Source organism: Serratia sp. Z4 (assembly GCF_009900725.1).
GTDB classification, from domain to species: Bacteria; Pseudomonadota; Gammaproteobacteria; order Enterobacterales; family Enterobacteriaceae; genus Serratia; species Serratia nematodiphila.
Genome location: NZ_JAAABD010000001.1, coordinates 1338677 through 1351651 on the forward strand (window position 1 = coordinate 1338677; position 12975 = coordinate 1351651).

The window sequence follows — 12975 nt, forward strand, 5'->3', positions numbered from 1 at the left end:
ACGCGGCGCACAGCCGGCGTCAAAGGCGGCGATTTTTTCAGCGCCTCGCCAGCTCAAAGTATATACCCTATTGATTAATTTAAGCGCAATACCGGTTGCAACTTGATGACAACGACGGAATGAGCGGGGGGAATGTGATGCGGCGAGTAGAAGGCTTCGCCGCATCGGGGGAATTAACCGCCGGTGAGCGCGCTTTGGTTACGCTGTAACGGGCGTAATTTACTGTACAACAAGGCGATCACGAACAGCACGGCCTGCACGATGACGATGCAGGGCCCGGTGGCGCCGTCGATGTGGAAGCTGATCAGGGTGCCGAGCACGCAGGAGAACACCGACACCACCGTCGCCACCATCAGCATGCGGTCGAAGCGGCGGCACAGCATAAAGGCGATGATGCCGGGGGCGATCAGCATGGCGATCACCAGGATCACCCCCACGGCCTGCAGCGAGGCGACGATGGTCATCGCCAGCAGGCACAGCAACCCGTAGTGCAGCAGCTTGACCGGCAGGCCAATCACCCGCGCATGGTGCGGATCGAAGCAGTACAGCATGAAGTCTTTGCGCTTGAGCAGCACCACCGCCAGGGTGATGCCGGCGATCAGCAGGGTTTGCTTCAGTTCGCCGTCGGTAATGCCCAGCATGTTGCCGAACAGAATGTGGCTCAGGTGCTGGTCGGTATCGATGCGCGAGAACAGCACCAGGCCGAAGGCGAACATGCCGGAAAAGACGATGCCCATCACCGTGTCCTCTTTCACCCGGCTGTTCTCTTTCAGGTAGCCTGTGGCTACCGCGCAAAAAATGCCGGAGAGGAAGGCGCCGATCGCCAGCGGGATGCCGACCACGAACGCCACTACGATGCCGGGCAAGACGGCGTGCGAGATGGCGTCGCCCATCAGCGACCAGCCCTTGAGCACCAGATAGCAGGAGAGCACGGCGCACACCACGCCGGTAACGATGGCGGCGACGATCGCCCGCTGCATGAACGGGTAGGCGAAGGGTTCGCTGAGCAGTTGATACAGGGTGTCCATCAGCGGCCTCCGGTTTGCGAATGTGCCACGCGGCGCCGGGATGCCAGCAGGCCGTGTTTCGGCGCGAAGAAGAACGCCGCCAGGAATACCAGCGTTTGCAGGGTGACGATCACCCCGCCGGTGGCGCCGTCGAGGAAGAAACTCAGGTAGGCGCCGATGCCGCTGGTCAATGCGCCGATGATGATGGCGATGATCACCAGCCGGCTGAAGCGGTCGGTCAGCAGGTAGGCGGTGGCGCCCGGCGTGATCACCATGGCGATCACCAGAATGGCGCCGACGGTTTGCAGCGCGGCGACGGTGCAGGCGCTGAGCAGGGTGAAGAACAGGATCTTCAGCTTCAGCGGCGACAGGCCGATCGACACCGCGTGGCTTTCGTCGAAGAACACCGCCAGCAGATCTTTCCACACCAGGCACAGGATCAGCAGCGAAACGCCGATGATGATTTCCACCTGCAGCACGTCTTCGTCGGCGATGCCGAGGATATTGCCGAAGATGATCGACTGTACGTTGACCGAGGTGGGGTTGAGCGACACGATCAGCAGGCCGACGGCGAAGAAGGTGGAGAAGATAAAGCCGATGATGGCGTCTTCGCGCAGCCGGGTGATGTGGCGCACCAGCGTCATCGCCAGCGCCGCCAGCATGCCGGTGAAGAAGGCGCCGGCGGCGTAGGGCAGGCCGAGGGCGTAGGCGCCGGCCACGCCGGGCACCACCGAGTGCGACAGCGCATCGCCCATCAACGACCACCCTTTCAGCATCAGGTAGGCGGACAGGAACGCGCAGGCGGCGCCGACGATGGCGCTGACCCAGATGGCCTTCACCATGTAGTTGTAACTGAAAGGTTGCAGCAGAAGGTCCAGCATCAGGATTGTTTCTCCCTGGCCTGGCTGTTGGCCGGCGGATCGCTTTTGGTGTGGCCGTAGAACACCGCCGGGCGTTCATCGTCGGTCAACACCGTGACGGTGCGCGGATCGTTGTCGTCGTGCAGATCCGGGCCGGAAAGGTTGATATGGCGCAGCACGCCGCCGAACGCCTGCTCCAGGTTGCTCTGTGTGAAGGTGGTCTCGGTCGGGCCGGCGGCCAGCACCGTGCGGTTGATGAGGATCACCCGATCGCAAAATTCCGGCACGCTGCCGAGGTTGTGAGTGGAGACCAAAATGAGATGGCCCTCGTCGCGCAGCGCGCGCAGCAGCTCGATAATCGCATTCTCGGTTTTCACATCCACGCCGGTGAAAGGCTCATCCAGCAGCAGCACCGTGCCCTGTTGCGCCAGCGCGCGCGCCAGAAATACGCGCTTCTTCTGGCCGCCGGACAGCTCGCCGATCTGCCGGCCGCGCAGCTCGCTCAGGCCGACGCGCTCCAGCGCCTTGTCGACCCGCAACCTGTCCTCACGTGACGGAATGCGCAGGAAGTTCATCTTGCCGTAGCGGCCCATCATCACCACGTCTTCCACCAGCACCGGGAAGTTCCAGTCGACGTCTTCGGTCTGCGGCACGTAGGCGATCAGGTTCTTTTTCAGCGCGTCCGCCACCGGCTTGTCGCTCAGCGACACCTGGCCGGCGGTGGGCCTGACCAGGCCCATGATGCTTTTGAACAGCGTCGATTTGCCGCTGCCGTTGACGCCGACCAATGCGCAGATCGAACCGCCGCTCAGGGTGAAGCTGGCGTTGTGAATGGCGGTGTGCCCGTTGTTGTAGGTTACGGTGACGTCGTCCACGTTCAATTCAGGGCGGACAAACGGTTCATGGGTCATTGATCGAATCCTTTGGCGATGGTTTGCACGGTGGTGTTAAGCAGGTCGATGTAGGTCGGCACCGGGCCATCGCGGGTGGACAGCGAGTCCACGTACAGCACGCCGCCGTATTTGGCGCCGGTTTCTTTCGCCACCTGCCTGGCCGGCTTGTCGGAAATGGTGCTCTCGCTGAACACCACCGGAATATGGTGGGCGCGCACGGCGTCGATCACCCGGCGCACCTGCTGCGGCGAGCCTTGCTCATCGGCGTTGATCGGCCACAGATAAACCTCTTTCAACTGATAGTCCTGCGCCAGGTAGCTGAAGGCACCTTCACTGGTCACCAGCCAGCGCTGTGCGGCCGGAATGCGCGCCAGGCGTTCGCGCAGCGGGGCGTCCAGCGCGCCGATTTTCTCTGCGTAGGCCTTGGCGTTGCGGTTATAGGTTTCCGCATTGGCCGGATCGTGCTCCACCAGCGCCTTGCGGATATTCTCGATATACACCAGCGCGTTGCTTGGCGACATCCAGGCATGCGGGTTCGGGTTGCCGTTATAGGGCCCTTCGCGGATCGGCAGCGGGGTAATGCCTTCGGTGACTACCGCCGCCGGCACCTGTTTGATGTTTTCGAAGAAACGCTGGAACCAGCGCTCCAGGTTCATGCCGTTCCACAGGATCAGGTCGGCGTGCTGTGCCTTGACGATGTCGCGCGGAGTCGGTTGATAGTCGTGGATCTCGGCGCCCGGCTTGGTGATGGATTCCACCACGGCGGCGTCACCGGCCACGTTCTGGGCGATATCCTGAATGATGGTGAAGGTGGTCACCACGCGCAGCTTTTTTTCCGCCAGCGCGTTTTGGCTGACCAAGGCGGCGCCGAGCAGCAGGCAGGCGAGCATGAAAGGGCGTAACAATGCGGCAGAGCGGGAAGGGCGACTGCGACGAAAAGCGCAAATTATCAATGGCATGATGACGTCTCCTGGTTCAAATGAAAATGATTATCAATATCAATTGAAGCGAAGTCAAGCGCCACTTGCCCACCGCCGGCGGGGTATTTCTCCAACTGAAAAAATAATACCGTCCGGGGAGTTATAGCATTTTATGTATCAGTATGTAACCGCTGAAGGTAGTCCTCACAGCTGCATATCGCCACCTCCGGCTGTTTTCCCAATGCCAACTGCCCGAACCCCTGCGCCAGGCGCAGTACATCCTCTTGATCCAGCACGGTTATGAACGCAAAACTGTTGCTGCCGAGTTCGTGGTGAACGCCATTTTCGTCTGTCACCGACGTGACAAAACCCTCGCGCGTCAATTGCCCGGTCAGCTTCGCCAGGTCGGTTAATCCCTCTTCCTGATAGCGAAAAGTCACCACAAAGCAGCTTGTTGCAGATTGACTCATAAATCACCTCTTGGTATATGGATAGCTTGAGATTAGCCCAAAAAATTACTGCAGGTGTCCTTACAAGTTGTATATGCTACGCAACTCATTGAAAGGAGTGAGGGATTCTGTGAAAACAAAAATAGGTTGCCTAACGGCAATTTTACTTTTGTCGGGGTGCGCCAAAGACCCGCAAACGGCAAGCAATATTTCAGGCAGTGGCACAACGCGCGGCGGTTGGTTAAAACCCCCTCCGCAGGCACCGGTAAACCGCACGGGCACCCCGGTTGCTTATAACGATTACATTCGTCAGGCGGCCAGCAACTATGGCGTTGACGAAACGCTGATTAAAGCGATTATTCAGGTGGAGTCCGGGTTTAACCCGAACGTGGTCAGCACCTCGAACGCAGTGGGATTGATGCAGCTTAAGGCTTCTACCGCCGGCCGCGACGCCTATCGCATGAAGGGACGAAGCGGGCAACCCAGCTCGCGTGAGCTGAAGGATCCGGCGGTCAATATTGATCTGGGAACGGCCTATATCAATATTCTTCAAAGCCAGCAGCTAGCCGGGATCAACAATCCACAGACTTTGCGTTACGCCACCATCGTTTCGTACGTGAATGGGGCGGGTGCCATGTTGCGCACCTTCTCCTCGGACAAGCGCGTGGCGGTCAATCGCATCAATCAGATGAGCCCGGATGAGTTTTATCAGCACATCCAGAAAAAGCACCCGGCACCGCAGGCGCCGCGCTATTTGTGGAAGGTGACCACCGCCTATCAGGCGATGTCGCAGTAATCCTCTCTTTTGTCGAATCGGCCGCTGAACGCGGCCGATTTTGTTTTCGGCACCGTTCCAGCGCGCGACCCACCTCTCATTTTTCGTTATTTCCTCACCGCTTATCGGAAAAACCGCACAAAAAGTTAAATTTACGTTAGCAGATAAATCTTTACGTTCATTCAATAAGTTACCGGTAACATTTTTGCTTTTGTACGCATTCTGACCTTCAATAAATATACAAATAAGTAACAAATTATTTTAAAAACCCGTATCGATCGCAAGGTTGCGGTTAAATAGTTGTGACTATCTTTGGATGGAATGTGACATGTCGAATCATAAAACCAACAATTCGCGGCGCGATTTCTTGTTGAAATCGATGACCTTAATTCCTGCGGCGGTAATTGGTGGCAGCGGCGTTGGCGCGCTGACGGCACCGACACCGGCGGTCGCAGCCTCGAACACCTCAACGCAGAACGATTACCAACCGACCTTTTTCACCCCGGAAGAGTGGGCCTTCATCAAGGCCGCCGTCGCGCGCCTGATCCCGGCCGACGATCGCGGCCCCGGCGCGCTGGAAGCCGGCGTGCCGGAGTTTATCGATCGCCAGATGAATACCCCGTACGCCACCGGCTCCATCTGGTACATGCAGGGGCCGTTCAACCCCGATGTGCCGAAGGAGATGGGCTATCAGCTGCCGCTGGTGCCCAAGCAGATCTATAACCTCGGCATCGCAGACGCCGACGCCTACAGCAAGAAAACCGCCGGCAAGCCTTTCGCCGAACTGGATGGCGCGCAGCAGGACGCCATGCTGCAAAAGTTCGAGTCCGGCGAGGCGGAGTTCCAGCAACTGCCGTCGAAACTGTTCTTCTCCTATCTGCTGCAAAACACCCGTGAAGGTTTCTTCAGCGATCCGATCCATGGCGGCAACAAAGACATGGTGGGTTGGAAGCTGATTAATTTTCCGGGCGCGCGCGCCGATTTTATGGACTGGGTTGAGCGAGGGGAGCGTTATCCCTTCCCACCGGTCTCGATTCGTGGGGAGAGGGGCTAACCATGGCAACGGTAATGAAAAAAGTAGACGCGGTGATCGTCGGCTTCGGCTGGGTGGGCGCGATCATGGCCAAAGAGCTGACCGAGGCCGGCCTCAACGTGGTGGCGCTGGAGCGCGGCCCGATGCGCGACACCTATCCGGACGGTTCTTACCCGCAGGTGATCGACGAGCTGACCTATAACATTCGGCGCAAGCTGTTCCAGGATCTGTCGAAAAGCACCGTCACCATTCGCCATAACAGCAGCCAGACCGCGGTGCCTTACCGCCAGCTGGCGGCGTTCCTGCCGGGCACCGGCGTCGGCGGCGCCGGCCTGCACTGGTCGGGCGTGCATTTCCGCGTCGATCCGATCGAACTGCGCATGCGCAGCCATTATGAAGAGCGTTACGGCAAAAACTTCATTCCGAAGGACATGACCATCCAGGACTTCGGCGTGACTTACGACGAGCTGGAGCCGTTCTTCGACAAGGCGGAGAAAGTGTTCGGCACCTCCGGCACCGCCTGGACCATCAAGGGGCAGAAAGTAGCGCAGAAGGGCGGCAACCGCTTTGCGCCGGATCGCTCCGACGACTTCCCGCTGCCGGCGCAGAAAAATACCTACTCCGCTCAGCTGTTCGAGAAAGCGGCGCTGGAGGTGGGTTACCACCCTTACAACCTGCCGTCCGCCAACACCTCGGATTCTTACACCAACCCGTACGGCGCGCAGATGGGCCCGTGCAACTTCTGCGGTTTCTGCAGCGGCTACGCCTGCTACATGTATTCCAAGGCCTCGCCGAACGTCAACATCTTGCCGGCGCTGCGCATGGAGAAACGCTTCGAGCTGCGCACCAACGCCAACGTGCTAAAGGTCAACCTGACCGACGACAAATCCCGCGCCACCGGCGTGAACTACGTCGATGCGCAGGGCCGCGAGATTGAACAGCCGGCCGATCTGGTGATCCTGGGCGCGTTCCAGTTCCACAATGTGCACCTGATGCTGCTGTCCGGCATCGGCAAGCCTTACGATCCGGTAACCGGCGAAGGCGTGGTCGGGCGCAACTTCGCCTACCAGAACATGACCACCATCAAGGCGTTCTTCGATAAAGACGTGTTCACCAACCCGTTCATCGGCGCCGGCGGCAACGGCGTGGGCGTGGACGACTTCAACGCCGATAACTTCGATCACGCCAAAGAAGGCTTCGTCGGCGGTTCGCCATTCTGGGTCAACCAGGCGGGCACCAAGCCGATCTCCGGCCTGCCGACCCCACCGGGCACCCCGGCCTGGGGCAGCAAGTGGAAAGCGGCGGTGGCGGATGCCTACACCCATCACGTGTCGATGGACGCCCACGGCGCGCACCAGTCGTACCGCAATAACTATCTGGATCTCGATCCCAACTACAAGAACGTCTTTGGCCAGCCGCTGCTGCGCATGACGTTCGACTGGCAGGAAAACGACATCAAGATGGCGCAGTTCATGTACGACAAGATGGCGCCGATCGCCAAGGCGATGAACCCGAAACTGATCGCCGGCAGCCCGAAAAACGCCAACAGCCACTTCGACACCACCAGCTACCAGACTACCCACATGAACGGCGGTGCGGTGATGGGGGAAGATCCGAAGACCAGCGCGGTCAACCGCTATCTGCAGAGCTGGGACGTGCACAACGTGTTCTCGATCGGCGCATCGGCCTTCCCGCAAGGGCTGGGCTACAACCCGACCGGCACCGTGGCGGCGCTGGCTTACTGGTCTGCCCGCGCCATTCGCGAGCAGTATCTGAAAAACCCAGGCCCATTGGTGCAGGCATAAGGACGGCGAACGATGAAAGCATTTGTACCGGCACTGGTTCTCTGTGCAGTGAGTTTTTCCGTTTGGGCGCAGGACGCCACCGTCAGCAGCGAGCTGATCAAGCGCGGCGAGTACCTGGCGCGCGCCGGTGACTGCGTGGCCTGCCATACCGATGGCAAGAACGGCAAAACCTTCGCCGGCGGCCTGGCGATGGAGACGCCGATCGGCACCATCTACTCGACCAACATCACGCCGGACAAGAAAACCGGCATCGGCGATTACAGCTTCGAGGATTTCGACAACGCGGTGCGTAAGGGCGTAGCCAAAAACGGCAGCACCCTGTACCCGGCGATGCCGTACCCGTCGTTCGCGCTGGTGAAAGAGGACGACATGCGCGCCATGTATGCCTATTTCATGCACGGCGTGCAGCCGGTGGAACAGGCCAACAAGGACTCTGACATCCCGTGGCCGCTGTCGATGCGTTGGCCGCTGAGCATCTGGCGCGGCATGTTTGCGCCGTCGCCGGCGGACTTCGTTGCCGACGCCAAGGCCGATCCGGTGATTGAACGCGGACGCTACCTGGTGGAAGGCCTGGGCCACTGCGGCGCTTGCCATACCCCGCGCAGCATCACCATGCAGGAAAAAGCGTTGAGCAACAGCGAAAGCGACGACTACCTGTCCGGCAGCAACGCGCCGATCGACGGGTGGGTGGCTTCCAGCCTGCGCGGCGACCGCAAGGATGGCCTGGGCAGCTGGAGCGAAGCCGAGCTGACCGAGTTCCTGAAAACCGGCCGTAACGACAAGGCGATCGTGTTCGGCGGCATGAGCGACGTGGTGGAGCACAGCCTGCAATACCTGAGCGACGACGATCTGACCGCCATCGCGCGCTACCTGAAATCGCTGCCGCCGAAAGACGGCAAGCAGCAGGCGGCGCCGGTCGAAGACAGCGTGGCCAAGGATCTGTGGCGCGGCGACGACAGCAAACCCGGCGCGGCGCTGTATGTCGATAACTGCGCGGCCTGCCACCGCACCGACGGCGTGGGCTACAAGCGCGCCTTCCCGTCGCTGAAGGGCAATCCGGTGGTGCAGACCGAGGACGCGACTTCGCTGATCCACATCGTGCTGACCGGCAACACTACGCCGGCGGTGCAGGGGGCGGTATCCAACATCACCATGCCGCCGTTTGGCTGGCGTCTGAACGATCAGCAGGTGGCGGACGTGGTGAACTTCATCCGCTCGAGCTGGGGCAACAGCGCCAAACCGGTGAGCGCTTCCGACGTGGCCGACGTGCGTAAAGACCGCTCGATGATCCGCGACGAGAAGGAGATGGGCAGCGCCGAGGTGCCGGACCATCCGGACGCGAAGAAATAAACCGCTTAAGGGCTCCGCAAGGGGCCCTTAGTTTTTACTGAGTGCGCCGTTTTTTTCAGCACATTGTGTTCGCAAATCGTTCATTCGGCCGATAAAACATAGACCCGCAGCGGATTTTTCATTATCCTTTGCCGTCCTTTCATCAGGCGTAAGTATGAAATATCGCTTTAATTCACTGATTATTATTAAAAAACTCGCGGAGAAGGATATCCCGTTAGGCGCAATCGTTGTCGCCGCAGATTAAGGTAGACTGTCTCATGAGTACGATTTCTCCCGATTCAGGCACGCTGACGGCCGCTCAGCCTGCCAAATGGAACAAAACCGACACCGTCTGGATGTTCGGTCTCTATGCGACTGCGGTGGGCGCCGGTACGTTGTTCTTGCCGATCAACGCCGGCCTGAACGGCCCGCTGGTGTTGCTGTTGATGGCGCTGTTCGCTTTCCCGCTGACTTATTTGCCGCACCGCGCGCTCAGCCGCTTCGTGCTTTCCGGCTCCAGCCGCGACGGCAACATTCACGATGTGGTGGTGGAACACTTCGGCGTGCTGGCCGGCAAAATCATCATGATGCTGTATCTGATGGCGTTCTTCCCGATCGTGCTGGTGTACAGCATTTCGATCACCAACGCGCTGGACAGCTTCCTGATCCATCAGTTCCACGTGGCCCCGCTGCCGCGCATCTGGCTGAGCCTGGCGGTGGTGGTGGTGCTCAATCTGGTGCTGCTGCGCGGCAAAGACAGCATCGTGGCGGCGATGGGCATGCTGGTGTTCCCACTGCTGGTGTTCCTGATGGGCATTTCGCTCTATCTGATGCCGAGCTGGAATACCGCCAACTTCGTGCACGGCCTGGCCGCCACCCGCTTCGACACGCCGGGGTTGTGGCATTCGCTGTGGCTGGCGGTGCCGGTGATGGTGTTCTCCTTCAGCCATGCGCCGATCATCTCTTCCTTCGCCTCGACCCAGAAGAGCCTGTACGGCGACAAGGCGGAACGCCGCTGCGCGCGCATCATGCGCTATAGCTATGTGCTGATCTGCGTTACCGTGCTGTTCTTCGTGTTCAGCTGCGTGCTGAGCCTGTCTCATGAAGACATGCTGCAGGCGAAAGAGCAGAACATCACGGTGCTGACTACGCTGGCCAACAAGTTCTCCAACCCGCTGATCGCCTACCTTGGCCCGGTGATGGCGATGCTGGCGATGGCCAAATCCTATCTCGGCACTTCGCTGGGGGTGACGGAAGGGGCGACCAGCCTGATCGACGGCGTCACGCGCGCGGTCGGCAAGCCGCTCAGTTCGCGCATGACGCACCGCATCTCGGCGGCGTCGCTGTTCCTGCTCACCTGGGCGGCGACGGTGTGGAACCCCAGCGCGCTGCACATCATCGAAACCATCAGCGGCCCGCTGATTGCCGCCATCCTGTTCATTCTGCCGATGTACGCCGTGCGTGCGGTGCCGGCCATGCGCCAGTACCGCGCGGCGAGCAACGTATTCGTGCTGGTGATGGGCCTGATTGCGCTGTCGGCGCTGATCTACGGCCTGATGTGATCCCCTGGGCGCGCCGCTTCCGGCGCGCCTCTTATCCTTCCTTTACACATCCCTTTGCAATTAATCGCCGACATGCCGGGCGTTATCTTTGATAATGCAAGCCATTCTCATTAGTATTTTCTGAATGTATTCATGACTAAGGAGTTTTTCGTGCACCGTCGAATCATTTTGCCGGCGCTGGTTTGCGCCGCCTTGCTCGCCTCTCCGGCGATGGCCACTACCTATCCGTTGACCCTGACCGACACCTCCGGCCAGACGGTCACCCTCCAGCAGGAGCCGAAACGCATCGTGGTGCAGGACGGGCGCGACATTCTCACGCTGGCGCTGCTCGATCGCGCCAATCCGTTTGGCCGGCTGGTGGCCTGGAATAACCTGCTGAAGAAAAGCGATGCGGCGACCTGGGATATCTTGCAGAGCAAATGGCCGGGGGCGAAAAACATCATCGATATGGGATTCAGCGATAAGGGTGAAGTGAACCTGGAGAGCGTGATCGCCAAGCGGCCCGATCTGATGATCGCCCAGCTGCGCTCCAAGCCTTCGCTGAGCCAAACCGGCGTGCTGGATAAGCTGAAGGCGCTGAACGTGCCGGTGCTGTTCATCGATACCATGCTCAAGCCGGTGGAGAACACGCCGAAAAGCGTGACGCTGCTGGGGGAAACCCTCAACCGCGAAAGCGAAGCCAAGCAATATACCGATTATTATCAGCAGCATTATCAGGCCATTCTGGCCAAAACGCAGGCGGTGGCACCCAAACCGCGGGTGTTTTTCGAAGCCAAGGCTGGCCTGAATGGGCTGGAGTCCTGCTGCTTCACCCATGCGCACGTCGGCTGGGGGGCGCTGGTCGAGGCGGTCGGCGCGCGCAACATCGGCTCTGCGCTGTTGCCGGGCGCGACCGGCGACGTGGCGCTGGAAAAAGTGATCGCCATGAAACCGGACGCCTACATCGTTTCCGGCTCACAGTGGGCCAGCAAGACCAACGCCGCGGTGCCGTTCGGCTATGGCGTGACGCAGCAACAGGTGGATGAGGCTTTCAACCGCATGAAACAGCGCCCGGGCTTCGCGCAGGTGTCGGCGGTGAAAGAGGGGCGGTTCTACGGCATCTACCATAATTTCTACAACCATCCGTACAACATCGTGGGGCTGGAGTATCTGGCGAAGTTTATCTACCCGGCGCAGTTCCCGGATCTGGATCCGGCCAAGACCTACAGCGAGATCCTCAGCCGCTTTACCGAAGTGCCGGAAGGCAAGGGCATTTTGGGCGCGCAGGCGCCGATGGGGAAATAACGGCAACGGGCGCGACGATCGCGCCCGTTTTGTGTGATCAGGCGGCCGGCGTATAGGTGGAGATGATCTCCAGCACGCCGTTGATAATGAACTGTACCCCCATGCACACCAGCAGGAAGCCCATCAGGCGCGAGATCGCCTCGATGCCGCTTTTCCCTACCAGGCGCATGATGGCGCCGGAGCTGAGCAGGCAGCCCCACAGGATCACCGCGACCGTCAGGAAGATGGCGACCGGCGCCACGGCCAGCACCCAGGGTTCAAAACCCAGCGTGTTCGCTTTGACGCTCGACGCCGAGCTGATGATCATCGCGATGGTGCCCGGCCCGGCGGTGCTCGGCATGGCCAACGGCACGAAGGCGATGTTGGCCGATGTCTTGTGGCGCAGCTCGTGCGACTTGCTCTCCACCTCCGGCGCCTCATCGGCGCTTTGTTGCGGGAACAGCATGCGGAAACCGATGAAGGCGACGATCAGGCCGCCGGCGATGCGCAGGCCGGGGATCGAAATACCGAAAGTGTTCATCACCACCTGCCCGGCGTAAAACGCCACCGTCATGATGCAGAACACATAAACCGAGGCCATCAGCGACTGCTGATTGCGCTCTTCGCGCGTCATATTACCGGACAAACCGAGCAGCAACGCCACCGTGGTCAGCGGGTTGGCCAGCGGCAACAGCAGCACCAAACCCAGTCCGATGGCCTGGAATAACTGCAAAATACCCGTCATAAAGTAGACTCCCTGTGCAACGTTCAGGCCGCCAAGCGGCGGCCTACGAGCTAAACAGCCTAGCCTGCCGCGTGCCTGGCGGCAATGGGGATAGCTCGTAACGTTAATTAACCGTCGGCCGGCGTTTCATCATTGCCGTTGCACTCGCCGGCGAGCTCAGGTTCATCCTCACATCCCAACGGGGCGTCGTTGACCGCAATCGCCCGCGGCGCCGAACGCGCACCAAAATGCATCAGCCCCTATAACGTCGTTAATACCGCGCACCCATGATGAGCGCAGGCTGAAAAACGAGCGGCGCTCAGAAAAAATGCACAATTTTTGTGTTTTATGGCCT

The 12975-nt window shown here is 59.9% G+C and carries 12 protein-coding genes; 6 read left to right on the plus strand and 6 right to left on the minus strand.

Annotation, left to right across the window (positions count from 1 at the left end):
* Nucleotides 1-173: 173 nt before the first annotated feature.
* From GT753_RS06660 to ghoS, 5 genes are all read right to left on the minus strand, one after another.
* Nucleotides 174-1028, minus strand: a complete 855-nt coding sequence (locus GT753_RS06660) for a metal ABC transporter permease (protein ID WP_044031363.1) — start codon at nucleotides 1026-1028, stop codon at nucleotides 174-176.
* Entirely contained in the window at nucleotides 1028-1888 is an 861-nt protein-coding gene (gene yfeC / locus GT753_RS06665; protein ID WP_015377686.1) for an iron/manganese ABC transporter permease subunit YfeC, read from the minus strand. The genes GT753_RS06660 and yfeC overlap by 1 nt, the downstream gene beginning before the upstream one ends.
* Nucleotides 1888-2778, minus strand: coding sequence for a manganese/iron ABC transporter ATP-binding protein (locus GT753_RS06670; protein ID WP_004931446.1), 891 nt, complete (start codon nucleotides 2776-2778; stop codon nucleotides 1888-1890). Before GT753_RS06670 ends, yfeC begins: the two co-directional genes overlap by 1 nt.
* Nucleotides 2775-3719 (minus strand): metal ABC transporter substrate-binding protein, encoded by a 945-nt coding sequence (locus GT753_RS06675; RefSeq protein ID WP_160125412.1) that lies wholly within the window; start codon nucleotides 3717-3719, stop codon nucleotides 2775-2777. The genes GT753_RS06670 and GT753_RS06675 overlap by 4 nt, the downstream gene beginning before the upstream one ends.
* A gap of 131 nt (nucleotides 3720-3850) precedes the next feature.
* Nucleotides 3851-4150 (minus strand): type V toxin-antitoxin system endoribonuclease antitoxin GhoS, encoded by a 300-nt coding sequence (gene ghoS / locus GT753_RS06680; RefSeq protein ID WP_015377688.1) that lies wholly within the window; start codon nucleotides 4148-4150, stop codon nucleotides 3851-3853.
* Nucleotides 4151-4259: 109 nt separating this feature from the next.
* On the opposite strand from ghoS, the gene GT753_RS06685 reads away from it, so the two are divergent.
* The 6 genes from GT753_RS06685 (at nucleotide 4260) to GT753_RS06710 (ending at nucleotide 11917) form a co-directional block, all read left to right on the plus strand.
* Entirely contained in the window at nucleotides 4260-4925 is a 666-nt protein-coding gene (locus GT753_RS06685) for a transglycosylase SLT domain-containing protein (RefSeq protein WP_004931439.1), read from the plus strand.
* Between the two features lie 307 nt (nucleotides 4926-5232).
* Entirely contained in the window at nucleotides 5233-5958 is a 726-nt protein-coding gene (locus GT753_RS06690; RefSeq protein WP_015377689.1) for a gluconate 2-dehydrogenase subunit 3 family protein, read from the plus strand.
* 2 nt (nucleotides 5959-5960) lie between these two features.
* Nucleotides 5961-7742 (plus strand): GMC family oxidoreductase, encoded by a 1782-nt coding sequence (locus tag GT753_RS06695; protein WP_004931432.1) that lies wholly within the window; start codon nucleotides 5961-5963, stop codon nucleotides 7740-7742.
* 12 nt (nucleotides 7743-7754) lie between these two features.
* Nucleotides 7755-9092, plus strand: a complete 1338-nt coding sequence (locus GT753_RS06700) for a cytochrome c (RefSeq protein ID WP_160125413.1) — start codon at nucleotides 7755-7757, stop codon at nucleotides 9090-9092.
* Between the two features lie 257 nt (nucleotides 9093-9349).
* Nucleotides 9350-10633 carry a serine transporter gene (locus GT753_RS06705; protein WP_015377691.1) on the plus strand — a complete coding sequence of 428 codons (1284 nt, stop codon included), beginning with the start codon at nucleotides 9350-9352 and terminating at the stop codon, nucleotides 10631-10633.
* 150 nt (nucleotides 10634-10783) lie between these two features.
* Nucleotides 10784-11917, plus strand: a complete 1134-nt coding sequence (locus tag GT753_RS06710) for an ABC transporter substrate-binding protein (protein ID WP_160125414.1) — start codon at nucleotides 10784-10786, stop codon at nucleotides 11915-11917.
* A gap of 37 nt (nucleotides 11918-11954) precedes the next feature.
* On the opposite strand, the gene GT753_RS06715 is transcribed toward GT753_RS06710, so the two are convergent.
* Nucleotides 11955-12641, minus strand: coding sequence for a MarC family NAAT transporter (locus tag GT753_RS06715; protein WP_004931428.1), 687 nt, complete (start codon nucleotides 12639-12641; stop codon nucleotides 11955-11957).
* Nucleotides 12642-12975 lie beyond the last annotated feature (334 nt).